Annotated in this window: 21 protein-coding genes; 14 read left to right on the top strand and 7 right to left on the bottom strand. The window is 63.0% G+C overall.

What is annotated here, in order from left to right; translation table 11 throughout:
• Nucleotides 1-6: 6 nt before the first annotated feature.
• From R8871_RS09600 to R8871_RS09610, 3 genes are all read left to right on the top strand, one after another.
• Nucleotides 7-1,008: an FAD binding domain-containing protein gene (locus tag R8871_RS09600; RefSeq protein WP_175050220.1), complete on the top strand. Its 1,002-nt coding sequence runs from the start codon at nucleotides 7-9 to the stop codon at nucleotides 1,006-1,008.
• Nucleotides 1,005-3,227, top strand: a complete 2,223-nt coding sequence (locus R8871_RS09605; protein WP_175050221.1) for a xanthine dehydrogenase family protein molybdopterin-binding subunit — start codon at nucleotides 1,005-1,007, stop codon at nucleotides 3,225-3,227. Before R8871_RS09600 ends, R8871_RS09605 begins: the two co-directional genes overlap by 4 nt.
• A gap of 77 nt (nucleotides 3,228-3,304) precedes the next feature.
• Nucleotides 3,305-3,892: a nucleotidyltransferase family protein gene (locus R8871_RS09610; RefSeq protein WP_175050222.1), complete on the top strand. Its 588-nt coding sequence runs from the start codon at nucleotides 3,305-3,307 to the stop codon at nucleotides 3,890-3,892.
• On the opposite strand, the gene R8871_RS09615 is transcribed toward R8871_RS09610, so the two are convergent.
• Complete coding sequence (locus tag R8871_RS09615) at nucleotides 3,889-4,806, bottom strand: LysR family transcriptional regulator (RefSeq protein WP_175050223.1); 918 nt, start codon at nucleotides 4,804-4,806, stop codon at nucleotides 3,889-3,891. The genes R8871_RS09610 and R8871_RS09615 overlap by 4 nt on opposite strands.
• Before the next feature lie 172 nt (nucleotides 4,807-4,978).
• Between R8871_RS09615 and R8871_RS09620 the strand changes: the two genes are divergently transcribed.
• From R8871_RS09620 to R8871_RS09635, 4 genes are all read left to right on the top strand, one after another.
• A complete protein-coding gene (locus tag R8871_RS09620) occupies nucleotides 4,979-5,683 on the top strand; it encodes an SDR family NAD(P)-dependent oxidoreductase (RefSeq protein ID WP_175050224.1) in 705 nt (234 codons plus the stop codon).
• Nucleotides 5,684-5,857: 174 nt separating this feature from the next.
• The gene (locus R8871_RS09625) at nucleotides 5,858-7,381 is read left to right on the top strand and encodes a UdgX family uracil-DNA binding protein (protein WP_175050225.1); all 1,524 of its coding nucleotides are present in this window, start codon (nucleotides 5,858-5,860) and stop codon (nucleotides 7,379-7,381) included.
• A gap of 185 nt (nucleotides 7,382-7,566) precedes the next feature.
• Nucleotides 7,567-8,271: a PIG-L family deacetylase gene (locus tag R8871_RS09630; RefSeq protein ID WP_175050226.1), complete on the top strand. Its 705-nt coding sequence runs from the start codon at nucleotides 7,567-7,569 to the stop codon at nucleotides 8,269-8,271.
• A gap of 47 nt (nucleotides 8,272-8,318) precedes the next feature.
• Entirely contained in the window at nucleotides 8,319-8,543 is a 225-nt protein-coding gene (locus R8871_RS09635; protein ID WP_054038882.1) for a hypothetical protein, read from the top strand.
• 62 nt (nucleotides 8,544-8,605) lie between these two features.
• Here the strand turns inward: R8871_RS09635 and R8871_RS09640 are convergent, their stop codons facing one another.
• From R8871_RS09640 to aepX, 3 genes are read right to left on the bottom strand one after another with little or no spacing between them, the layout of a single operon-like run.
• The gene (locus tag R8871_RS09640) at nucleotides 8,606-9,673 is read right to left on the bottom strand and encodes a 2-aminoethylphosphonate aminotransferase (protein WP_175050227.1); all 1,068 of its coding nucleotides are present in this window, start codon (nucleotides 9,671-9,673) and stop codon (nucleotides 8,606-8,608) included.
• A gap of 12 nt (nucleotides 9,674-9,685) precedes the next feature.
• Nucleotides 9,686-10,852: a phosphonopyruvate decarboxylase gene (gene aepY / locus R8871_RS09645; protein WP_175050228.1), complete on the bottom strand. Its 1,167-nt coding sequence runs from the start codon at nucleotides 10,850-10,852 to the stop codon at nucleotides 9,686-9,688.
• Nucleotides 10,849-12,567 carry a phosphoenolpyruvate mutase gene (gene aepX, locus R8871_RS09650; protein WP_175050229.1) on the bottom strand — a complete coding sequence of 573 codons (1,719 nt, stop codon included), beginning with the start codon at nucleotides 12,565-12,567 and terminating at the stop codon, nucleotides 10,849-10,851. The genes aepY and aepX overlap by 4 nt, the downstream gene beginning before the upstream one ends.
• 1,402 nt (nucleotides 12,568-13,969) lie before the next feature.
• On the opposite strand from aepX, the gene R8871_RS09655 reads away from it, so the two are divergent.
• The 3 genes from R8871_RS09655 to R8871_RS09665 all read left to right on the top strand — a co-directional run bounded on the left by R8871_RS09655 (nucleotide 13,970) and on the right by R8871_RS09665 (nucleotide 18,358).
• On the top strand, nucleotides 13,970-15,514 hold the full coding sequence (locus R8871_RS09655; protein WP_175050230.1) for a methyl-accepting chemotaxis protein: 1,545 nt from the start codon (nucleotides 13,970-13,972) through the stop codon (nucleotides 15,512-15,514).
• Between the two features lie 351 nt (nucleotides 15,515-15,865).
• A complete protein-coding gene (locus R8871_RS09660; RefSeq protein ID WP_175050231.1) occupies nucleotides 15,866-16,489 on the top strand; it encodes a trimeric intracellular cation channel family protein in 624 nt (207 codons plus the stop codon).
• A 120-nt stretch (nucleotides 16,490-16,609) separates the two neighbouring features.
• Nucleotides 16,610-18,358: a peptidoglycan D,D-transpeptidase FtsI family protein gene (locus tag R8871_RS09665; RefSeq protein ID WP_175050232.1), complete on the top strand. Its 1,749-nt coding sequence runs from the start codon at nucleotides 16,610-16,612 to the stop codon at nucleotides 18,356-18,358.
• 53 nt (nucleotides 18,359-18,411) lie between these two features.
• On the opposite strand, the gene R8871_RS09670 is transcribed toward R8871_RS09665, so the two are convergent.
• Entirely contained in the window at nucleotides 18,412-19,527 is a 1,116-nt protein-coding gene (locus R8871_RS09670; protein WP_175050233.1) for a GGDEF domain-containing protein, read from the bottom strand.
• A 311-nt stretch (nucleotides 19,528-19,838) separates the two neighbouring features.
• Here R8871_RS09670 and R8871_RS09675 point away from each other — a divergent pair, with 311 nt between their 5' ends.
• The gene (locus R8871_RS09675) at nucleotides 19,839-20,096 is read left to right on the top strand and encodes a DUF2866 domain-containing protein (protein WP_093632986.1); all 258 of its coding nucleotides are present in this window, start codon (nucleotides 19,839-19,841) and stop codon (nucleotides 20,094-20,096) included.
• 22 nt (nucleotides 20,097-20,118) lie between these two features.
• Here the strand turns inward: R8871_RS09675 and R8871_RS09680 are convergent, their stop codons facing one another.
• Complete coding sequence (locus tag R8871_RS09680) at nucleotides 20,119-20,757, bottom strand: glutathione binding-like protein (protein WP_175050234.1); 639 nt, start codon at nucleotides 20,755-20,757, stop codon at nucleotides 20,119-20,121.
• A 65-nt stretch (nucleotides 20,758-20,822) separates the two neighbouring features.
• Between R8871_RS09680 and R8871_RS09685 the strand changes: the two genes are divergently transcribed.
• The 3 genes from R8871_RS09685 to R8871_RS09695 all read left to right on the top strand — a co-directional run bounded on the left by R8871_RS09685 (nucleotide 20,823) and on the right by R8871_RS09695 (nucleotide 22,214).
• The gene (locus tag R8871_RS09685) at nucleotides 20,823-21,509 is read left to right on the top strand and encodes a TetR/AcrR family transcriptional regulator (RefSeq protein WP_175050235.1); all 687 of its coding nucleotides are present in this window, start codon (nucleotides 20,823-20,825) and stop codon (nucleotides 21,507-21,509) included.
• Between the two features lie 71 nt (nucleotides 21,510-21,580).
• On the top strand, nucleotides 21,581-21,730 hold the full coding sequence (locus R8871_RS09690) for a hypothetical protein (RefSeq protein WP_172737764.1): 150 nt from the start codon (nucleotides 21,581-21,583) through the stop codon (nucleotides 21,728-21,730).
• Nucleotides 21,731-21,845: 115 nt separating this feature from the next.
• Nucleotides 21,846-22,214 carry a hypothetical protein gene (locus R8871_RS09695; RefSeq protein WP_175050236.1) on the top strand — a complete coding sequence of 123 codons (369 nt, stop codon included), beginning with the start codon at nucleotides 21,846-21,848 and terminating at the stop codon, nucleotides 22,212-22,214.
• 71 nt (nucleotides 22,215-22,285) lie between these two features.
• On the opposite strand, the gene R8871_RS09700 is transcribed toward R8871_RS09695, so the two are convergent.
• On the bottom strand, nucleotides 22,286-22,912 hold the full coding sequence (locus R8871_RS09700) for a LysE family translocator (protein WP_175050237.1): 627 nt from the start codon (nucleotides 22,910-22,912) through the stop codon (nucleotides 22,286-22,288).
• Between the last annotated feature and the right edge of the window lie 153 nt (nucleotides 22,913-23,065).

Below are 23,065 nucleotides of genomic sequence, written 5' to 3' on the forward strand. Positions count from 1 at the left end.
ACCAGCATGGATGCGATCTCTTACGAACGCGCCGGCGATGTCGCCGGCGCCGTGCGCGCGGCGCAGCAACCGGGTACGGTATTCATCGGCGGCGGCACCAATCTGCTCGACCTGATGAAGGGCGGCGTGGCGCGGCCACTGCGGCTCATCGATATCACGCACATCAGCGGACTCGATACGGTCACCACGCTGCCCAATGGCGGCATCCGCATCGGCGCGCTGGTGCGCAACAGCGATGCTGCCAATCATGCGCTGGTGCGCGAACAATACCCGTTGCTGTCGCAAGCTTTTCTGGCGGGTGCTTCAGCGCAGTTGCGCAATATGGCGACCGTCGGCGGCAATCTGATGCAGCGCACGCGCTGCGCTTACTTTTACGACACCGCCTTCACGCAGTGCAATAAGCGCATGCCAGGCAGCGGTTGCGCGTCGCTCGAAGGCCACCATCGCACGCAGGCGATTCTCGGCGCGAGTTCGCAATGCATCGCCGTGAACCCGTCAGATATGAGCGTGGCGCTCGCCGCGCTCGACGCCGTCGTGCACGTAAGCGGAGCCGCGGGCGAGCGGACGATTCCATTCGCTGATTTTCATCGGCTTCCCGGTGACCGGCCCGATATCGATACGACTTTGCAGGCGGGCGAGTTGATTACGGCCGTCGATTTGCCGCCGCCGCTGTTCAGCGCGAACGCCCACTATCTGAAGGTGCGTGACCGGGCGAGTTACGCATTTGCGCTGGTCTCGGTGGCCGCCGCATTGCAGATGGACGGCGAGCACGTGCAAACCGCACGCATCGCATTGGGCGGCGTCGCGCACAAACCGTGGCGTGCGAGCGCAGCCGAGCAGATGCTCAACGGCCAGCCGCTCACGCAGGCGAGGTTGCATGAGGCCGCAGCCGCCGCGCTACGCGATGCGAGGCCGCAGCATGAAAATGCGTTCAAGGTGCAGCTCGCGCAACGCGCGATCGTGCGCGCAGTGAATCTGGCCGCCGGCCGCAGCGGAGGTGTCGCATGAATCTGATCGGTCAACCGCTCGACCGTATCGACGGTATGCTGAAAGTCACCGGCGAAGCGCGCTACGCCGCCGAGTTTCCTGAGGCGCGCCTTGCGCATGCGGTGCTGGTCACCAGCACGGTTGCAAGCGGCACGATTGCGTCGATCGACGCGAGCCGCTCGCAGGCATTGCCAGGCGTGCTGCTGGTGATGACGTATCAGAACGCGCCGCGCCTGCCGAATGGCGGCAAGCCCGCGTTGACGCCGCCGGCAGGTAGGCGCCTGTCGTTGCTGCAGGACAACCAGGTTCACTACAACAACGAGCCGGTCGCGGTGGTGGTTGCCGATACGCTCGAACATGCTACCGACGCCGCGCGTCAGTTGCGCATCACTTATCAGAGCAGCGCCGCGGTGCTCGATTTCACGCAAGCGAAGCCGAACGGACATGCGCCCGACAAACCGCAAGGCCGCACCACGGACACGCAACGCGGCGACTTCGAGGACGGTATGCGCAGCGGCCCCGTCCACGTCGATGCCGTCTACACCACGCCGATCGAACATCACAACCCGATGGAGCCGCACGCCACGATGGCGCACTGGGACGGCCCGCAACTCACGCTCTACGACTCGACGCAGGGCGTGAGCAATGCGGCGCAGGCGGTTGCGAAGACATTCGGCATGCCGCCCGGCGACGTACGCGTGATTTCGCCGTTTATCGGCGGTGGCTTCGGCTGCAAGGGTTCATCGTGGTCGCACGTGTCGTTGTGTGCGATGGCGGCGAAGCAGACCGGGCGACCGGTGCGTCTTGTGCTCGAGCGGCCGCAGATGTTCGGCTCTGTCGGCGCGCGGCCGCGTACCGAGCAGCACTTCACGCTTGCCGCGCGGCACGACGGCACGCTGACGGCGATGCGCCACGACAGTACGTCGAACACGTCGATGTTCGAAGACTGGACCGAGACCTGCTGCATGGTCACGCGCATGTTGTACACGGTGCCCAATCAGATCACGACTCACCGGATCGTGCCGATGAATCTCGGCACGCCGACCTTCATGCGCGCGCCAGGCGAGACAACCGGCTCGTTCGCGCTCGAATCGGCGATGGACGAACTCGCCGTAGCGTTGAAGATGGACCCGCTCGCGCTGCGTCTGAAGAATTACGCGGAGGCCGATCCGCAGGAAAACAAACCGTGGTCGAGCAAGTCCTTACGCGAGTGCTATCAGATCGGCGCGGAGAAATCTGGCTGGTCGCGGCGCACCGCCGCGCCACGCTCGATGCGCAACGGCAACACGCTGATCGGCATGGGCATGGCCACCGCCACGTATCCGGCCAATCGCAGCGAAGCCGCGGCGATCGCGCGGATTCTGCCGGACGGCAGCGCCATGGTCGCCTCCGGCACGCAGGACCTCGGCACCGGCACCTATACGGTGATGACCCAGGTGGCCGCCGACGCCCTCGGCTTCGCGCCGGAAAACATCCACTTCGCGCTCGGCGATTCGTCGCTGCCGAGAGCGCCGGGGTCGGGCGGCTCGCAATCGGCGGCGAGCGTTTCGCCCGCGGTGCGCGAGGCTGCAAGCCAGGCGCGCAGCCAGCTGATCGCGTTGGCGCTCGCCGACGAAGCCTCGCCGGTTCACGGCATCGCGCCCGACGACATCACGGTGGAAAACGGCTGGGTCGTGAGCCGCTCACAACCGTCGAAGCGCGATCCGGCGGCAGCGATCATCGCGCGCTCAGGCGGCAAGCCGATCGAGGCCACCGCGACGGTCAAACCCGGCGAGGAAAGGCAGAAGTATTCGCTTCACTCGTTTGGCGCCGTGTTTGCCGAAGTCCATGTCGATGCGGACCTCGGCACGATTCGCGTGGCGCGCGTGGTCGGCGTTTATGACGTGGGCCGCGTGCTGAATCAGAAGACCGCGCGCAGCCAGATGCTGGGCGGCATCGTGTGGGGCGTGGGAGCGGCGCTTCAGGAAGATACGTCGCTCGACACGCGCTATGGCCGCTTCACCAACGCGAATCTCGCCGAGTACCACGTGCCGGTGAACGCCGACATCGGTTCGCTCGACATCGCGTTCATCGATCGGCCAGATCCGTACGTCAACTCGCTCGGCGTGCGCGGCATCGGCGAGATCGGCATCACCGGCGTACCGGCGGCCATCGCGAATGCCGTGTATCACGCAACCGGCGTGCGCGTGCGCGATCTGCCGGTGACACTCGACAAGGTGATGAGGACGACGCGCGCATAACGGCCCATGCATTGCCGCTTGCCTGCCGATGCGTTGCATCGCACAATCGGGCACGTCCCTTCTATCGGTGCCCGTCCATGGCCTACGCCTCGCTCGCTACTGGCGTGTTGCTCGCCGCCGGCTTCGGCTCCCGCTTCGATCCGGACGGCCTGCACAACAAGCTCCTCGCGCAGATGCCCGACGGCACACCCGTCGCGCACGAAGCGGCGCACCGGCTGCTAAGGGTTGTCTCGCATGTGCTGGCGGTGGTGCGGCCGGGCTCGGACGCCCTGGCGCGCCTCCTGAACGACGCCGGTTGCGATGTGGTGTTCGCCGAGAGCGCCAATCGTGGCATGGGTGCGAGTCTCGCCGCCGCCATCGAAGCCAGCGACGACGCCGAGGGCTGGATCGTCGCGCTTGCCGATATGCCACGCATCGCCACCCCGACGATCGAAGAAGTGGCGCGCGCGCTCGACAGCGGCGCTTCGATCGTCGCGCCGTTTTATCAGGGCCAGCGCGGCCATCCGGTCGGCTTCGGCATCGAGCATCGGGACGCCCTGATTGCACTCGACGGCGACACCGGCGCACGTACGCTGCTAACCTCGCAGCGGGTCATGCGGCTGGATGTCGACGATCCCGGGATTCTGCGCGACGTCGATACGCCGGAAGATCTGCGCAACGTTTAGCTCGACGACATCTGCCGACGGCACATGCCAAGAACGAGCTGCCGAAGCCAACGATGAACCGGGTCATTCTCCAAACGGGGATGCCACATCTGGGACACCGTAAAACCCTCAGTCGCCACAGGAAGTTCAAACGCGTAGACGCTGACGGCGACACCGGGCTGAGTATTCACAAAAGATGCCGGCAGGAGCGCTACCAGATCGGACGCTCGCGCCACGGCCAACGCGGCCGGAAAACTCGGTACAACCGCTACGGTCGTTCGCTCCAAACCCGACTGCGCAATCGCAGCGTCAAGCGTGTCGATTGTCTGGCGGCCGTATGGAGCGACGACGTGGCCATACGCTGCGTATTGCTCGATCGTCACGTCCTGTTTCAGGTCCAGGGGATGCCCCTTTCTGACAACCCCAACGTAGCGGTCTCGAAACAAGGCCTGGACGCGAATTTCAGGCCCCATTTCCTCCAGGACACCAATCTCGAGATCGGCGGACCCATTGCGCAGATATTCCGCGTTCTTTTCCGGCTTGGACGAAAAGTGCAAACGCACGAACGGCGCCAATGCCGTCACTTCGGCAATCAATGGCGCACCGAACGCTTCCACGAAAGCTTCATTCACACGAATCGTCAGGGTTCTGCGCAAGGTTGAAAAATCCAGCGCCGCAGGCGACGGACGCAGTAAGGAACGCGCCTCCTGAACGATGTTTTGTGTGCGCTCGCGAATCCCCTCGGCATATGGCGTCAGCACCATCTGGCGCCCGGCCCGGACCAGGAGTGGATCGCCGGTCGCGGCACGCAGGCGGGTCAGCGTGCGGCTCATTGCCGACGCACTCAAATGCAACGCCCGGGCCGCGCGCGTCACGTTTTTCTCGGCGAGCAACGCATCGAGCGCGAAAAGAAGATTCAGGTCCGGTTCGGGCATTTTTTATCGTAATCAGCGGAGGTGGAATAAGGCGTCTGATGCAGATATTAGTTGCATTCAGCGCGGCTTCCGCCCTTTCCAGCGCATCGCTATATTGGATTGAACGATTTATCCAAGAGGATCGCTCTCGTCAGATTCAGGTTCGGGAGCGGCTTCATTTACCGGGAATGCCATGCAAAACACACATTCGCAGAAAACTGTCCTCCTGATCGGCGCCTCGCGCGGCCTTGGATTTGCAATGGTCGAGGAGTATTTGAAGCGCGGCTATCAGGTCATCGCCACCGGGCGAACTGATTCGACCGGCAAGCTTCGGCAGGTCGCGCAAGCCGCCGCTGGCGCGCTCGAAGTAGAAACTGTCGATATCACGATCCCCGAGCAGGTCGCAGCACTGCGAGGCCGCCTTGCAGATCGGCGTATCGATGTGCTCTTCGTGAACGCAGGCGTCGTCAACGACGATGGTAAAACGCTCGCGGACGTCTCGACCGAGGAGTTTGTGCGGGTGATGGTAACGAACTCGCTGAGTCCGATCAGAGTCATTAACGCGTTTCAGGACCTTGTCCCGCCGACTGGAACGATCGGCGTCATGTCGTCGGGACAAGGCAGTCTCACGAATGCCACCAACGCGAATTTCGAAGTCTATCGGGGGAGCAAGGCCGCACTGAATATGTTCATGCGGACCTTCGCGGCGCGCAACGCCGAGTCTCCGCGCAACCTCCTGCTGATGGCGCCTGGATGGGTCCAGACAGACATGGGCGGTCCTACGGCGCGCTTGACCATCGGGGAGAGCATTCCGAACCTGGTCAACACGATCGAGGCTTATGAAGGACGCGCCGGCCTGCATTACCTTGATTACCTCGGGAGGGTCGTTCCCTGGTGATGGGTCTGCGGACGTGCCTCTGCTCCCGTTGCAATTGACGTGCGCCCGTTGTTGCGCCGGTCTGATCCGGCTGACTTGATCCAGACCGGCGTTTTAGCGCATACTGTATATCCATACAGTATTTTGGCCGCATAGGTACACGCATCCCGATGCGCGCATCCACGGCGCGTCAGCATGAAACGCATTTCGATCGAACCGTCTTTCGCCATATGGCGGCGCGCCGCGCGGGTGTTGCTGCAGCAAGGTGTCGAGCCCTCGCAGATCGAGTGGGTCGAGTCTGAAGGTGAAGCCGGGGCGCCGAGTCTACGGGCTACTGAATCCGCATTCGCCACGGCGGGCGCCTCCGAGACAGGAATCGCCCCTGCCCCTGCCTCCGCCCCCGTCCTCGCCACGCCCGCGATTCCGCGCGAACTGCTCTCCTGGCTGAAAACGGCAGCGTGCTTCCGTGCGCCGGACCGCTGGGCGCTGCTGTACCGCGTCCTATGGCGCTGGACGCGCGGCGAGCGCAACGTCCTCGATCTCGACGACCCCGACGGCGCGCTGCTGGATCAACGCATCCGGACTATCGAGCGTGAAACCGAAGATCTGCTGACACTCACCCTGTTCAGACGGCGTGATCCGTCGATGGAGCCGCCCGAATTCGTCGGCTGGTACGAGCCGCATCACGACTTGCTGGAGCGTGCCGCCGAGCGGTTCGCCAGGCAAACGGGAAATTCCACGTGGATGCTGGCCACGCCGCACGGCGCGGTGTTCTGGAACGGCATGCTGCTGCGCACCGACCGGCCGGTAACGGCGGAGTGCGAGCAAGCCGCGCCGGTATTGGAGGCCAACGCCATGACCGGCGAAGCCATCACCAGCACGCCCACGGAAGCGCTCTGGCTCGCGTACTACTGCAAGGCCTTCAATGCCCAGCCCTCGCCTGTGCCGCTGCGCTACTGGAGAAGGCCGCCCGCGGGTCCGCCGCTGCCCGCACACCTCGCGCGCGAACGCAGTCGTCTCGGCGCGCAAAGCGCGGCGGTCACCGTTCCGCCCATGCCGCCGATCGAGTATTCGGCCGTGACGCCCCCTTTGCGGGAGCCCACCGGCCCGCTCGCCACCTGCCGGCGCTGCGCGTTATGGCGCAATGCGAAACAGCCGGTTGCGGGCGCCGGGCCCGCGCCTGCCGCGATCATGGTGATCGGCGAGCAGCCGGGCGAGCACGGGAACCAGCACGGCGAGCCTTTCACCGGGCCGGCCGGCCAACTGCTGGACACCGTGCTGGCGCGCGCCGGACTGGAACGCCAGACGCTATATCTGACGTATGCCGTCAAGCATTACAAATGGGAAACGCTCGACCAGCAGCGCGTTCATCGCACGCCCGTGTGGCGCGAAATCGAGGCTTGCCAGTACTGGCTGGAAAAAGAACTGGCGCAGGTCGCGCCACGCGTGGTCGTCACACTGGGCGCGACCGCGTTGCAAACGCTGACCGGCCCGCACGTCAATCTGTCCGAATACCTCGGGCAAACCATCGCTCACAACGGCCGTCTGATCGTGCCGACCTGGCACCCGTCGTATGCACTAGGAATGGCCGACGCCACGTTGCGCGACAACGTCGTAGCGACCATTGCGGCGGCGTTCAGCCGCGCGGCGGCGCTGGCGGGAGACAGCGCGCCACCTGAAGGTGAGCATGTTCGGGATAGGTCAGATGCCCAACGGTGAGCCTCTGCGGGAACCTACAGCAGAACCGGCCCGCTCAGGCATGCCGCTTGCGTCGACCGCACCGGTTACACAAGTCGCGACAATTCCGCCTAAGCTGATGTGACGCCGCCAATCCAGCAAGTTTGTCGCGCGCAATATCGAAGCTTCGAATGCGGCCCCGCGCGTTTCGAAACTACCCACGTCCCATGAGCGAAACCAGCCCACGCCTTTTTATCGTCTCGCCCCATTTCGACGACGCCGTCTTCAGTTGCGGCGCGCTACTCGCCGCCCATCCTGACGCCGCGGTCTGCACGGTGTTTGCCGCGCCGCCCGAACAGGAGATGCACACCGAATGGGATGAAAAATCGGGTTTCACGAGCGCCCATCAGGCCACTCACGCCCGCACGCTCGAAGACAACCTCGCCCTGGAAGTGCTCGACGCGATTCCGCTACGCATGCCGTTTCGCGGCAGCCAATACATGGATTCGCCGTCGATCAGCAAACTGGCGGCCGTGCTTGAAGAAACCATCTACCGCACAACCGCGAACACGCTGCTCATGCCGCTCGGCCTGCATCATGACGATCATGTGCTGGTATTCGAAGCCTGCTGCGAAATCCTGCCGCGCCTGTCGCATCTCACGTGGTTTGCCTATGAGGACGCGATTCACCGCCGCACGCCCGGCGTCGTGCAGGCGCGGCTCGCCGACCTCGCGCAACGCGGCGTCGTCGCGACGCCGGCCTATCCGAGCGTCGGCCACACGATCGATCTCGCGCGCCGCACGCAGCTCAAACGCGAAGCGGTGAACGCTTACGTAAGCCAGCTGCGCGCCTTCGGCGCGGGCAATTACGACGACGTTTTCGACACCGAACGCTACTGGCAATTGAGCGTGGGGCGCCGCAGGAAAAAGTAGGAGTGCGCGGCGTGCTGGATCGCCTACGCTAGAAGGAAACGGCTGGCGTGTGGGTGAACTCGACCGACAGCGGCCGTACCGCCCGCTTTCCGTTCGCCTCTCAACTCAAAGGTGATGCAATGAGCTACGACATGCATACCAGCCCGATTCCCGACCCGAACGCCGATCCGAACCGGGACCCGGAAGCCGATCCGCTCGTGCCGCCGTCGCCGGGTCATCACACCGAGGAGCCGCAGCGACCCGATGGACCGCCGGACAAAGACCCGGTGTGACGGCACGGCGCGCGTGTTACCCGCTGCCGGATCATGACGGCACGCGCGACTGATCGTGCGCTTTAGCGCGTCAGTTCGCTAAAACCCTGCAACAGACGGTCGATGTCGGCGGCGTGGATGTTGCCCATCGTCGAGATGCGGAACAGTTCGGCCGACAAGCCGCCTTGACCCGCATAGATGACGAAGCCGCGCGCTTTCAGCGCGTCGTGCAACTGCGGATACGCCACGCCATCCGGCAAGCGATACGCGCGCAGCACCACCGACGACTGCTCCGGCGGCAACACACTGCCGATGCCCCGCTCCGCGAGACCCGCGCGAGCCTGCTCGGCGAGCGCTGCGTAACGCGCGTGGCGCGCCTGCCAGCCGCCTTCGTCGGCGAGTTCGCGCAGCGCTTCGACCAGTGCGTAATACGCATGGACCGACGGCGTGAACGGCGTATTGCGCTGATCCTGCAAACGCGCGAGGCGCCCGAGGTCCAGGTAATACGTGCGGCTCGCCGCCTGCGCGAGCGCCGCGCGCCGCACCAGCACGAACGACGCGCCCGGCACGCCATGCAGACACTTGTTCGCGGTCGCAGCGACGGCGTCGAGACTGGCGTCGGCGAAATCGATCGCTTCCGCGCCGAAGCTGCTGACACCGTCAACCAGCAGACGCAGACCGCGTTCGCGGCAGAGCGCGCCGAGCGCTTGCAGATCGTTCAGACGGCCGGTGGTCGTTTCGTGATGAATCACGGCAACGTGCGTGAACGCTTTGTCCGCATCGAGGCGTTCGGCGATCTTCGCGAGATCCGGCGCCTGCATCCAGTCGTGTTTCAGCGACTCGTGCGCGATGCCGTATTGCGTGGCGATCTGCGAAATACGCTCACCGTACACGCCGTTTTCCACGACGAGCAGCTTGCCGTTTTGCGGCACCAGCGCGGCGGTCATGCTTTCAACAGCGGCCGTGCCGGAACCGGTCATCAGCACCGCTTGCCATTCATCTGCGTCGAGGCCGTACAGATCGACCAGGCGCGTGCGCGCCTCTTCCTGCAAGTCGAAAAACTCGCTTTCGCGGTGGCACAGATCCGTTTGCAACAGGCTGTTGCGGACGCGTTCGGTGAGCGTCACCGGGCCGGGATTGAGCAGCAGCATTGAGCGCACTCCTTAAGCGGCGCCGATGTGGCGCATCAGGCGCGTCTTCACATCGGGCGGGGTGATAGTGGGACGCGGCAGGCCATCGGGCGTGCCGCGGCGAATCGCCAGTCGCGCGAAGCGCGGACCATGGGGCGACGGCGCTGTTTCGAACAGTTCGTCGATCACGTTGACGTCATCGCTTTCAACTGCCGACGCGTAACCGCACGCCGCGGCCACGCCCGCAAACGAGACTTGCGACGACACCGTCGCCTGGCCACCGGTTGAGTCGTGCGCGCCGTTATCGAGCAACACGTGCGTGAGATTCGACGGACCGTACGCGCCGAGCGTCGCGAATGCGCCCATGCGCATCAGCGCGGCGCCGTCGCCGTCGAGCGCGACCACGTGCAGATCCGGACGCGCAAGCGCGAGACCCAACGCGAACGGCGTCACGCAACCCATCGAGCCGACCATGTACAACTGGTTGGGACGGTCGTCGATGGCATAGAGTTCGCGGCCGCAGAATCCGGTCGACGCGAGCACCACCGTCGATTCGAGCGGCGTGTGTGCGATGACTTTCTGCAGCGCATCGTGACGCGAAGCCAGTTCATTCGCCGCGACATTCTTGAATTGCGAACGCGGCGCGACCGGCACACGGCGGGCACCCGCAGCGCCTTCTTTCAACTCGTACGGCGCCACGCTGCCCTTTTGCATCACAAGCGCGTACGGACGGCCGGTTTCATCCATATGAGCAATCGCGCGATCCAGCGCCGGACCGATCGCGTCGGCTTCGGTCGGGAAAGTCTCCCACGGAATCTCCATGGTATCGAGCATCGCGGGCGTGACTGGGCCCATCAGCGCGTGCTGCGGCTCGTCCGCGACGCCGGGTTGCCCGCGCCACGTCACGATCAGCAACTGCGGCAGACGGAAGGTCCACGTGAGCGAGGTCAACGGACTCACGGCATTGCCGAGGCCGGAGTTCTGCATCATCGTGATGCCGCGCCGGCCGTTCTGCGCGCCGAGCGTGACACCCGCGATCAACGCAACCGCGTCGCCTTCATTGGCAGCCGAGACGTAATGCAGCGATTCGTCCTGCAACACGTAGTTGATGAACGGCGTCAGATACGAGCACGGTACGCCTGCATACCAGTCGAAGCCGCGTTCACGCGCCGCCTCGACGAACTGTGCCGCCTCGATCATTGCACGGCTCCGCTGGCTTCGTTCGTGTTGCCGCCGGCCGCTGCGAACGGCGCTTGTGCATGCGCGAAATCGCCGGCACGACGGAAGTCGTCCAGATCGTTCACACCGCGCCAGTGGCCATGCACGTATTGCACTTCGATCGATTCACCGGCTTCGATCAGCGCGTTCAGCAGCGCGGGCATATCGAGCGAATCGAAATCCGGGCGTGCCTGCAGTTTGCCGAGTACCGCTTGCAAACGCTCACGCCCTTCGCCGCGTACATTCAGCAGGCCGACCCAGCGGCCATGCGGCGTTTGCGAAGCGATGGCCGACGAGGCCTCCTGCCCGCTCGACACATGACGCAGCGTGACCTTGTTGCCGAACAGGCCGCGATCGTCGGCTGCCGAGCACCATGCGAAATCGCGCACGCTGGCGTTTTCCGCATCGGTCAGCGACGAATCGACCACCACGCTGAACGCGGCTTCGCTCTCGACCAGGTCGCGCAGGATGTAGCTGCGGAACAGCAGATCGCCATAGGAAATGACCGTGTCACCCGCAAGCTTGTCGACCGCGCAGGCGAGCGATGCCAGTTCGCCGGTTTGCGCGTGACGTTCGTTGACGACCAGCTTGATGCCGGCCGTATCGATCGCATCGGCGCGATAACCGCCGACCACGGTGATGTCGTTGACGCTCTGTTTCTTGAAGGCATCGATGAGCCAGCGCAACAGCGGTTTGCCCGCGATTGGCAGCATGACTTTCGGACGATCTTCGGTGACCGCTTCGAGGCCCTTGCCGCGGCTGGCCGCGAGCACGATAGCGGAGCCCGCCGAGCGTCCGCTCGACAGATAGCGGTCTTCCGCTTCCGAGTATTCGTCCGCGTCTTGCAGACGGAAAATTTCGTTGACGGCGGCGATACTGTCTTCGACATTGACGAGCGTTTCGCTCGAATGAATTTCCTTGGCGACGGCCTGCATGGCCGAGGTTGCCGCGCGGATCAGATGATTTGCCCAGATAACCGTGCTGATGCCGGCTTCGCGGAACACTTCGGTGGGCGTGCTGTAGTACTTGGTCGGCACGATGACGAGCGGCCCGCGGCCGGCCCACTCGCGCGCGAACTCGAGGATTTCATCGGGACGCGAGAGCTTGCTGTGAATCAGGATCGCGTCGGCGCCGGCTTGCCGATAGGCTTCCGCGCGACGCAGTGCTTCGTCCATTCCCCAGCCGGCGATCAGTGCTTCGACGCGCGCGACGATCGAGAAATTTTCATCCGACTGCGAGTCTTTGCCGGCTTTGATCTTGCCGCAGAACTCGTCCATATCGGCGAGCGGCTGCGCTTCGCCGTTGATGAAGCTATTCGTTTTCGGGAATTGTTTGTCTTCGATGCAGACGCCGGCGATGCCGCGTTGTTCGAGTTTGCGCACGAGGCGTCGCACGTTGTTGAAGTTGCCGTAGCCGGTGTCGCCATCGAGGAGGATGGGCAGATCACTGGCGTCGGCCATGAATTCGAGGTTGTCGACGACTTGCGTCCAGCTGGCTTCATTGTTGTCGCGCACGCCGAATTGGGCGGAGATCGCGAGACCCGAACCCCAGATCGCCTTGAAGCCGGCTTCGCGGACGATACGGGCGGAGAGACCGTTGTGGGCCTCCATCATGAATTCGAGTTCGTTGCTGACGAGCATCTGGCGCAGACGCGCACTGCGGGAAGCGGAGACGAAAGCAGGTTCGCGGGCGTTCATTTTCTTTACTCCTTGTGGCGGGCTTATTGATGCTATTTTTTTGCCCGGCTGGTACTGGAAAATGGCGACTATAGCTGAAATCGTTTTTATCTGGTGTTGAAGTGGTATTGGGGTTCTTTTGATGTTGCTGTTAAGTGGGGAAATGTGCTGTTTTTTGCATTTCATGCAGTGGCGATTTGATTTGGATTTTTTTGGCGTTATGTGGAGGAATGTGAGTGGGCCCTGCGGGGCTTGGGGTTTGGGGTCGATTTTTTGCTTTTCTTATTTGATTTTGTTTTTGGTGTTTTTGTGTTTTTATTTTGTTTATTCTGGTTTTGTATTGATTGGGGTATTAGGGATTGGTGTTTGCCCTTTGCGCGGGCTGGCGTTTTTTCAGTTTGCTTAGGGCTTTGGCCTTTCCTTGTTCTGGCTTTGGTGCCTTTCCTTGTTTTGTTAGTGGTCTATTAGCGTTCCCCCTGTGCGGGGGGCACCTACTTTTCTTTGCCGGCTGCAAAGAAAAGTAGGCAAAAGAAAGCAGCTCAAACCGCTAATGCTAAGCGGGCACCGTAGTTTGCTGCGGGTAGTGGTGCATCTGGAATCCGTGCCCTCCCACATTCCGCGTTAGTGACAAAGGACTCATCAGCTCCCACTTCGCACTGCGTGCGTCGCGGACGGGTTTGCAGGGGAAACCTCAGGTTTCGGTTGGGGTTTGTGGGGGCCGTCGGCTTCGCCTCGGCGACGCGCCTCCTCACTTATGGGCGAAACCCACTTCAAATGAAATTTTAATTAGTACCGCTCACACTCGCAGCGGCCATGCAATGACTAGTCTCGGCGCTGAGCAAAACGCGAAAGTCTGAACGCGAGAACGCAGACGAAAAAGCACATACGTGTAGGCACGCGTGAGCAAAAACGTACTGAGTGGTTTTAAGAAGTACGCTTCGGCGCGCGCAGCGCCGCCGGAAGAATGACGCCCTTGTCACAAGCACATGCAGGTGCACGAACCCAGATTCCAGTCGCACCACTACCCACAGCAGACCACGGGCCCCACTTAGCATTAGCGGTTTGAGCCGCTTTCTTTTGCCTACTTTTCTTTGCGGCATGCAAAGAAAAGTAGGTGCCCCCCCGCACAGGGGGAACGCTAATAGACCACTAACAAAACAAGGAAAGGCCAAAGCCCCAAGAACACGGACAATCCAGCGCCGCGCAGGCAAAAAAAACCCAAAAAACCAAACCTATATAGTCAGACAAATAAAAACAACGGGTTTCCCCTCCCCTGCGGAGCAAACAACAACAAGCCGTAAACACAGTCAGCAACAAGCCACTCGCTGCAAGCGAAAAAGCAACCCGCGAAAAGCGAAGTGCCTACCCTGACCGACCATCTCGCGACAGCGAAAGCAAAAGCGAAAGCAAAAAGCCCATTGCTATGACTCTGAACAAAAAACTAGCCTCAATGATCGCGGTCCTCTGGACCGGCCTGATCCTGATTGGCGGCTTCGGCGCATGGCAAAACCGCGCCTCGATGATCTCGGATCGCCGCGATCAACTCGTCGCGCTGATCGACCAGGCCAATCACATCGTCAACCGCTACTACACCCTCGCCCAACAGCACGCGATCACCGAAGACGAAGCTAAAAAGCAGGCGCTCGAAACGCTCGCGGCCATGCGCTACGGCAAAGATGGCTATATCTCCGTCAACAACTCGCAATCGGTCATGCTGATGCACCCGATCAAGCAGGAACTGGTCGGCAAGAACATGGCGCAATTCACCGATCCGGCTGGCAATCATCTGTTCACGGATATCGTCACCGCAGGCAATCACGAGGGCGGCGGCTATGTCGACTATCTCTGGGCCAAACCCGGCAGCGATAAGCCCGTGGCGAAAACCAGCTTCTCGCGTCACTTCGAACCGTGGGACTGGTATCTCGTCACCGGCATGTACATGGACGACGTGCAGCGCGCCTTCTACGCCAACCTGCTGCGTTGGCTCGTCATCACCCTGACGCTCGGCGCAATCGCCACGACCGTCATGCTGCTGGTGTTGCGCAGCATCCGCCGCACGCTCGGCGGCGATCTCGAAGTCGCGGTCGAAGCGACTCAACTGATGGCAAGCGGCAACCTCGCCACGCGCGTGCCGCTGCAAGCAAACGACACCGGCGGCAGTCTGCTGCACGCGCTCCACACCATGCAGGCAGGTCTCGTCGATACGGTTTCGCGCGTGCGTCTCGGCACTGAAAACATCAATATCGGCGCAACCGAAATCGCCGCCGGCAACACGGATCTGTCGCAACGCACCGAGGAACAGGCCGCGGCGCTGGTCGAAACGGCGTCGAGCATGGATCAGATGACGGTCAACGTGAAGCAGAACGCGGACAGCGCGCTGCAAGCGGCGCAACTCGCCGGTCAGGCAGCGGATGTGGCCACGCGCGGCAGCCGCGTCGTCGACGACGTGGTCCGCACCATGGGCGAAATCACCACCAGCTCGCGGCAGATCGGCGACATCATCGGCGTGATCGACGGCATCGCGTTCCAGACCAACATCCTCGCGCTCAACGCAGCGGTCGAAGCGGCGCGCGCGGGCGAACAGGGCCGCGGCTTCGCGGTGGTCGCCGCGGAAGTGCGCAGCCTCGCGCAGCGCTCGGCCACGGCCGCGAAGGAAATCAAGGCGTTGATCGAAACGTCCACCCATACCGTCGAAGCCGGCGCGTCGCTGGTCGCCAACGCCGGTTCGACCATGGGCGAGATCGTGCAGTCGGTGCGCCGCGTGAACGAAATCCTCGAGGAAATCAGCAACGCGTCGCGCGAACAGAGCGCGGGCATCGAACAGGTCAATCGCGCAGTCGGCGAAATGGATCAGGTCACGCAGCAAAACGCCGCGCTGGTCGAAGAAGCCGCCGCCGCGGCCCATTCACTGAAGGATCAGGTCGGCGTGTTGCGCGAGGCAATCTCGAGTTTCGCTCTGCCAGCCTGAGGCTGCCGGCTATTTCAGGCTGCGGGATATAGGCAGAAGAGAGGCAGAAAAAAGAAGGCGCTCTACAGGCAGAGAGCGCCTCTTTAACACGCCGCGTCGGAGTCGACGCATTAATCGAACGAGCCAGCCGCGCGGATTTTTCAAGTCCACGCGGCTTTTTGTATTCAGCGAACGCTTACCGCGCCCGATTCCGCAACCAGGTTAAGCCGAATTTGGCATCGCCGAATTCGGCTTAAGGCATTTTCATCAGGACCCGCCGCTTCCGATAATGGCCGCTTTCCAACGCGTGCCTCGCGGCAAGCTCCCATGCGAGCCCCCTCTCGCGAGCGCCGCCACCCAAGGCTCGCTGTCATGTTGCTCCACCTCCTCTACCTCGTGGCGATCATCGCCGAAGCCATGTCCGGCGCATTGATGGGCATGCGCCGCGGCATGGACCGCTTCGGCCTGTGCCTCGTCGGCACGGTCACCGCGCTCGGCGGCGGCACAGTGCGCGACGTGCTGCTCGGCCACTATCCCCTTGCATGGATCTCGCATCCAGATTACGTTCTGATTACAATCGGGGCAGCGTCGGTTGCCGCGGCGGGCGCCAGATGGCTGCGCAACTGGCAACGGCTGTTCGTCACGGTCGACGCAATCGGCCTGATCGCGTTCACGGTTATCGGTTGCGACGTCGCCGCGACGCTGGACGTGAGCCCGGCGATCGTTGTGCTGGCCGGTGCGATCACCGGCGTGTGCGGCGGCATGCTGCGCGACCTGCTGTGCAACCAGATGCCGCTCGTGCTGCGTCAGGAGTTGTACGCCAGCATCGCGCTCGGCGCCGGGGCGTTGTATGTCGCACTACAGGCCTGCGACGTGGCGCCGGCGCCGGCCTCGATCGTGGTACTGGCCGTCGGTTTCGCAGTGCGCATGCTGGCGGTGCGGTTTCGCTGGCAACTCAAGGTATTCACCGCCGCCGATTCGGGCGGCGCAGGCTAATCCCGCTGCACGCCACGCGCGTGTGGCTTTCGCTCGAGGAGCACACTCGACAGTCACGCGCAACAGGACATCGGCCTCGCCGGTTTCTCGCCCTTGCACTGCTGTTCGTTACCCGCACTCATGATCCAGAAGAAAAAATCGCAGTCGCACGATCCGTACGCGCCCGTCGCGAAGAACCAGTTGCTGGCCGCGCGCCTGCCGATGTGGCGTTCGAAACTTGTCGTCCTGCTGGTGTTCGGCGCGTTCGCGTCGCTGGCGGCGCGCGCGTTCTGGGTGCAGGTGGTCAATCAGGACTTCTACGTCGATCAGGGGCAAAAACGCTATCAGCGCACGCTCGAACTCGACGCGACGCGTGGGCGCATCGTCGACCGCAATGGCTCGATGCTCGCCGTCAGTCTCGCGACCTACGAGATCTGGGCCTCGCCCAAGCTGCTCGACGAAGCCTCGTTCGCGCCGCTTTCCAAGCTGCTCGACCTGCCGCTGGCGGAACTGCGCCGGCGTCTGAATGGCGATAAAACCTTCGTGCTGCTCAAGCGCCAGGTGAACGCCGACACCGCCGATCATCTCAACAAACTGGGTCTCGCCGGCATCACGCAGATCGCGGATTCGAAGCGCTTTTATCCCGAAGGCGAATCGGCGGCGCACGTGGTCGGCTTCACGGATATCGAGGACAACGGCCAGGAAGGCGTCGAGCTCGCCGCCAACGAGCAACTGCTCGGCGTGCCGGGCCAGCGCGAAGTGATTCGCGACCGCCTGGGCCGCGTGGTGTCCGAGACCCGGCCGCTCGTGCCCGCGCAGAACGGCGACACCATCCACCTGACGATCGACCGGCGCATCCAGCAACTCGCTTACGCGCAACTGAAGGACGCCATCGCCAAACATCACGCCGAGGCCGGCAGCGTGGTCGTGCTCGATGCGCGCAACGGCGAGATCCTCGCGCTCGCCAACTATCCGAGCTTCGATCCGAACGACCGCGCGCGGCTCACCGGGCGGCAACTGCGCAATCGCGCGGTCGTCGACACCTTCGAGCCGGGTTCGACGATCAAGCCGGTCGTCGTCGCGCTGTCGATCGATGAGGGCAAGGTGCGGCCGCAGAGCATCATCGATACCGCGCCGGGCTGGTACAAGATCGGCCCGGCGGTGATTCACGACACGTCGAATCACGGCGCGATGACTGTCGCCGAAGCCGTGCAGAAGTCGAGCAATATCGCGCTCGCCAAGCTCGCACTGAATCTGCCAGCTGAAAAAATCTGGAACAAATATCAGGAGTACGGGCTTGGGTTGAGGCCCGAGTTGACCTTTCCGGGCGTCGCGTCAGGCAAGGTGCGTCCGTACAAACGCTGGCGTCCGATCGAACAGGCAACCATGGCGTACGGCTACGGCCTGTCCACTTCGCTACTGCAGATCGCGCAGGTCTATACGGCTTATGCCGGCGACGGCACCCTGCATCCCGTGAGTCTGTTGCGGACCGACAAAAACGCGGACGGAACCGCGAGTGCGAATAGCGTGGCGCAGACCACGGATAAGGGCCATGCAGTCACAACGCCCGCCACCGCGCGCGCGATCCGCTCGATGCTCGAAATGGCCACCGGCGTTGGCGGCACAGGGCGCGCAGCCGTAGTGGAAGGTTACCGGGTCGGAGGCAAAACGGGCACGGCGCGCAAACAGGTCGGCGCGACTTACGCGAAAAACCGTTACCGCGCGCTGTTTGTCGGCATGGCGCCGATGAGCGACCCACGGCTGATCGTCGCCGTGATGATCGACGACCCGGCCGGCAAGGCGTTCTATGGCGGGACGGTGGCCGGGCCGGTGTTCGGCGCGGTAACGGGTGGAGCGTTGCAATTGCTGGGGGTACCGCCGGACGCGTGAGGCGGACTCGCTACGTCGTGAATCGCGCCGCGCCGTTCCACCAGCAGCGACGGTTAACGCGGCGCGTTATCGCTGCCTACTTTCGCCAACGCTTCGATGCGGTTGCGGCCGTTGCGTTTGGCCTGGTACATCGCCCGATCGGCTTCTTCCATCATCGCGTGGCCGTGCACGGCCGCGTCGGCAGGCGCACCGGCAAGCGTGCGCGCCGCCACACCGATCGACACGGTCAACGCGATGCGCTCGCCATGGTCGTCCTGCAAATCCAGCTTTTCGACAGCCAGCCGCACGCGCTCGGCGACCGTCAACGCATCGGCCCGATCGCCTTGCAGCAGCGCGGTGAACTCTTCGCCGCCATAGCGCGCCACGGTGTCGCCCAGGCGCACCTGCTGCCGCACGCAGGCCGCCACGGCCGCCAGCGCGCGGTCGCCGGTCTGATGGCCGTAGGTGTCGTTGATCCGCTTGAAGCTGTCGATATCGATGAAAAGACACGCAACGGGCACGCCATACCGAACGGCGCGCATGATTTCCTCGCGCAGCCGTTCATCGAAGTAGCGGCGATTGGCGAGACCAGTCAGCGAATCGGTCATACCGAGTTGCTTGAGCCGCTCGCGATGCGCGACATTGTCGAGACTCGCCGTGACGATGCTCGCAAAGCGCTCCAGGATATCCGTAGCCATGCCTTCAGCGAAACGCGCCAGGTCGTCGCTGCACAGGCAAAGATAGCCGCTGACGGTGTCGCCGGCGGCAAGCGGCAGCATGATTGCGCTCGCCGGCGTGTCGGCGTCGCCGAAGAATGCGCGGCGCGCCGCTTCATCCAGTTGGCCAGGCTTGCCCAGCCATGGCCGTCCCTCGTCGCACAAGCCTTGAGCGGCGAGCCCGCCTTCGCGCGACGTTTTCAGATTGGGCTGGTCGAGCGCATCCAGAGCGCCCGGATCGAGCAGTTCGAGCAGCATCGGCGCGCGGTCGTCGAGCCACAGCGTCACGCTCGCCAGCGAGAACTCCTTCGGCAGATGGCTGAACAGCGTGTCGAGAAACGACGCGAAATCCTGCGCGCCGATCAACCTCAACTCGACGTTCTGGAAGCGGCGCAGCGTGCGCTCGTTGTGCTGCACAGTATCGACGAGCGAGCGCAGGCGGTCGGAGAGCGGCGTTTGAGCGAGATTCGTCACGTTATTGATGCGGGCCCGGAGGCGAAGCGGGGTCGGCGGCCCCAACCGCTGTAATAACGGCCATTTCTGCGAGGTCTTGAGGGTTCGATCACCACGCTCGCAAAAACAGCGGTTTAACAGGGTGATCACGCAGAGGGATCACGCCCGGGAATTTTGAGCGTGATCTTAAGTTTGGCTTAATTCTTACCTGTAACTATGGCACCCAACATCCCCTGTTGAGCCGCCAGAACACCGGCGGCGCTTTTTTTCTCAAGGGATGTCGCCGACGCGCCGATAGATGGACAGCATGCCTGCGAAGAAGGAGTCAAACGATGGTGGAAGACACGGTATTCGAGCATCTACGCGCGATGCCCGGCAACGAATGGGTGCGCCAGATCCACTCGTGCAAGGTCTCGGACCCCTTGCAGCCCCCATGGGGACGCTCGTACAGACTCGTCGAATGGACCATGAAGCACACCCCCGAATCGAGCCGCCGCGTGGTGCCCGCGGAAAGTACGCCACTCGAAATCGCACAGGCGGTCGTGTCGCACATTCCGGGGCGCCGCTTCTGCCAGCACGGCGACGATTAATTCACTAGCCGGCAACCTGCCCTCAGCTTTTCGCGCGCTTCGCCATTTCTTCCTCAAACAGGGCGAATTCTTCTTTTGCGGCCTTTGCCACACTCGGCCGCTGCATCAAGCGCTTGTAGTAAGCCGCCACCGCCGGCCATTGCGACAGATCAATGCCGCCATGCGACGCCCAGTTCAGCACCGTGACCAGATACGCGTCGCCCACGCTGAACGCGTCGAGCAGATACTCGCTTTGCGCCAGATGATCCTGCAGAACGCCTAGCCGCAACGCGGCCTTGTCGCGCGCATAGCGCTTCACGTCTTCGGGCGCGCGCGCATCGAGCAGCGGCACGAACACCGCCTTGTGCAACTCCGAACTGATAAAACCCAGCCATTGCTGCAAGCGCGCGCGCTGTGCCGTGCCCGCAGCAGGCGCGAGCCGGGCGGCCGGAAAATGATCGGCCACATACGGCAGGATCGCCGTGTTTTCGGTCAACAGCCAGCCTTCATCCGTGCGCAGCACCGGCACCTGCCCGAGCGGACTGATCGGATAGAAATCCGAGCCGTCCGACAACTGTTTCGACTTCGTGTCGACCTGAATGAACCCAGCCTGCGCCCCCGCCTCGTACAACGCGATTCGGGTGGCCAGTGAACAAGCGAGCGGCGAGAAGTACAGATCCATGGGGAATCCCCTGTCGTTGGTGTTTTTGTACTATATTGCATATAAATCACTTCCGCCATATTTTTATGCCGACCAGTACAAAAAAAGAAGTTCGCCCGCGTGGCCGTCCGCGTGCCTATGATTCCGACCAGGCGCTCGCCGATGCTAGAGACGTGTTCTGGCGCAGCGGCTATGCGGGCACCTCGCTGGATCAACTGAGCACCGCGACCGGTATGAATCGCCCGAGTCTGTACGGTGCATTCGGCGACAAACACGCGTTGTATCTGACCACGCTCGAACGTTATATCGAGGCCGGCCGGCTCGCGATGGTTCATGCACTCAGCGAGGATCTGCCATTGCCGCAGGCCCTGCTGCGCGTTTATGACGGCGCGCTCGCGTGGTACCTGCCCGCCGACGGCGATCCGCTCGGCTGCTTCATGATCGGCACCGCCGCGGTCGAAGCGGTGGATGACGCCGAAGTCCGCGCAGCGCTAGCCGAGGGACTGCGCACCTACGACAAGGCCTTCGAGAAACGCTTGAAGCTGGCGCAGGCCGCAGGAGAACTGGCCGCCGATGCACAACCGCCTCTTCTCGCCAAGGTCGCATCGGCGATTTTGCACAGCCTCGCGTTGCGCGCTCGCGCGGGCGATTCGCGCGCGTCGCTGCGGGCAACGGCGGTTGCAGGGGTGGCGTTGATATGCGGCAATGCGGGCGCGTCACCTGTGCCGGCAACGGGCAAAACCACAGCAAAAGGACGTGGGCGCCAGACGTAAGGAGTTCGCTGGCGTTATTCGATTTCCGTTCAGATCACGGGCGGCCGAGGGTCGCCGCGCCTTTGCAATGCTTGACAGTCACGGGGAATGTTTATGCCTATGATGGGTCGATTCACCCGACACGTCATGGTTTCGACATGAACTATCCCTACGACGTACTGACCGCCGCCTGCCTTTTCATCATCGTGATCTCCACCACCATCATGCTCGCGCTCACCTGAGCGAGCGTTGTAACGCCCCGTGCTATAGGGCGGTCCAGCAGGTCAACGCGCACCCCGCGGTTCCATAAAAAGACGGGATATACTGTACATATATACAGTACTTTTCGTCTGAACAATGCGCCTTCCTCCCTTCGAATCTCCAACGCTCGCTGAACTGCGCGCCTGGTGGCGTACGCGCGACGAGCAGGCCATCCAGCGCCTCATTCTCGAGATTCAACGGCAACGGCTCACGCTGCTGGAGTTGCGCAATCTGATCGACAGCGGCGTCCAGCAGGCGCGCGCCGCCGACCGCACGCTGGTCGAACGCGGCGAACCATTAATGACGCTACGCATACGGATCGCGCAGGAAGTACTGCGTGTGGGCGATATCGACGATACGCGGCAGAAGAGCCGCGCCGAACAGGAGAAGCTCGCCGTGCGCACCGAGGGCCAGATGGAATACGCACGCGAAGGCCGCCTGAGGAGGCAGCGCCGGAATATCTAGTTCGAGTGCGGCAGCGTGTTTCCGCGCACCCGAACGAAAAAGCGGTGCGCGCCCGCGTCAATGCCGCAGGGTCAGCGTGTTTGCGTCGCGACGCGCAGGCCGAGCGAAATGAACAGCACGCCGATAATCTTGTTTTGCCAGCGGCTAAGCCATGTCAGGCGCTTGACGAGTTTGCCCAGCGGACGAATCGTCAGCACGATCAGCGTTGTATAAAGCGCGCTCATGCCAACGAAGATCAGGCCCAGCGTCGTGAACTGCAGGAACGAAGAACCGTGCTCAGGCCGAACGAACTGCGGCAGAAACGCGAGGAAAAACAGCGCGGTCTTGGGGTTCAGCACTTCGGCAGGAATTGCCTGAAAGAAGGCCTTGGAGGCGGATACCGGCGCAACCGTCGGCAAATGCGCGCTCGCCTGCTTTTCGCGCAAGGCGCGAACGCCCAGATAGACGAGATAGGCGGCGCCGACGATTTTCACCGCATTGAAGGCGAGCGCCGACGTCATCAGCAAGGCCGACAGGCCAATCGCAGCGCCAAGCGTGTGGATGAAATCGCCAGCGGCGACGCCGAGGCCGGTGAGTATGCCGGCCTTGCGCCCACCATGCACCGTGCGGGTCAAAACCAGCAGCACGGCCGGACCGGGAATCAGAAAGAGCCCGAGTACAACGGCAACGAAGGTTCCTAGCGTAGAAAGGTCAAGCATGTCGTCTCCTGTGTGGCGCGCCCGGTTCTACGCAGAGGCGCGCGTTCAGCGGACGATTGTAGATCGTTCGGCGATTCCCCGCCGACGATCCGTTACCATTGCGGGCACAGGGCCGCCTACGCTCCACGTGCGGCCCGCATTTTTTATCCACTG

It is taken from the genome of Paraburkholderia sediminicola, from assembly GCF_902859805.1.
Taxonomy (GTDB): domain Bacteria; phylum Pseudomonadota; class Gammaproteobacteria; order Burkholderiales; family Burkholderiaceae; genus Paraburkholderia; species Paraburkholderia sediminicola.

Bases quoted from the DNA above. Each gene is read 5' to 3' on its own strand.
- R8871_RS09600 (WP_175050220.1), top strand. From the start codon at position 7: ATGGATGCGATCTCTTACGAACGCGCCGGCGATGTCGCCGGCGCCGTG.
- R8871_RS09605 (WP_175050221.1), top strand. From the start codon at position 1,005: ATGAATCTGATCGGTCAACCGCTCGACCGTATCGACGGTATGCTGAAA.
- R8871_RS09610 (WP_175050222.1), top strand. From the start codon at position 3,305: ATGGCCTACGCCTCGCTCGCTACTGGCGTGTTGCTCGCCGCCGGCTTC.
- R8871_RS09615 (WP_175050223.1), bottom strand. From the start codon at position 4,806: ATGCCCGAACCGGACCTGAATCTTCTTTTCGCGCTCGATGCGTTGCTC.
- R8871_RS09620 (WP_175050224.1), top strand. From the start codon at position 4,979: ATGCAAAACACACATTCGCAGAAAACTGTCCTCCTGATCGGCGCCTCG.
- R8871_RS09625 (WP_175050225.1), top strand. From the start codon at position 5,858: ATGAAACGCATTTCGATCGAACCGTCTTTCGCCATATGGCGGCGCGCC.
- R8871_RS09630 (WP_175050226.1), top strand. From the start codon at position 7,567: ATGAGCGAAACCAGCCCACGCCTTTTTATCGTCTCGCCCCATTTCGAC.
- R8871_RS09640 (WP_175050227.1), bottom strand. From the start codon at position 9,673: ATGCTGCTGCTCAATCCCGGCCCGGTGACGCTCACCGAACGCGTCCGC.
- aepY (WP_175050228.1), bottom strand. From the start codon at position 10,852: ATGATCGAGGCGGCACAGTTCGTCGAGGCGGCGCGTGAACGCGGCTTC.
- aepX (WP_175050229.1), bottom strand. From the start codon at position 12,567: ATGAACGCCCGCGAACCTGCTTTCGTCTCCGCTTCCCGCAGTGCGCGT.
- R8871_RS09655 (WP_175050230.1), top strand. From the start codon at position 13,970: ATGACTCTGAACAAAAAACTAGCCTCAATGATCGCGGTCCTCTGGACC.
- R8871_RS09660 (WP_175050231.1), top strand. From the start codon at position 15,866: ATGTTGCTCCACCTCCTCTACCTCGTGGCGATCATCGCCGAAGCCATG.
- R8871_RS09665 (WP_175050232.1), top strand. From the start codon at position 16,610: ATGATCCAGAAGAAAAAATCGCAGTCGCACGATCCGTACGCGCCCGTC.
- R8871_RS09675 (WP_093632986.1), top strand. From the start codon at position 19,839: ATGGTGGAAGACACGGTATTCGAGCATCTACGCGCGATGCCCGGCAAC.
- R8871_RS09680 (WP_175050234.1), bottom strand. From the start codon at position 20,757: ATGGATCTGTACTTCTCGCCGCTCGCTTGTTCACTGGCCACCCGAATC.
- R8871_RS09685 (WP_175050235.1), top strand. From the start codon at position 20,823: ATGCCGACCAGTACAAAAAAAGAAGTTCGCCCGCGTGGCCGTCCGCGT.
- R8871_RS09695 (WP_175050236.1), top strand. From the start codon at position 21,846: ATGCGCCTTCCTCCCTTCGAATCTCCAACGCTCGCTGAACTGCGCGCC.
- R8871_RS09700 (WP_175050237.1), bottom strand. From the start codon at position 22,912: ATGCTTGACCTTTCTACGCTAGGAACCTTCGTTGCCGTTGTACTCGGG.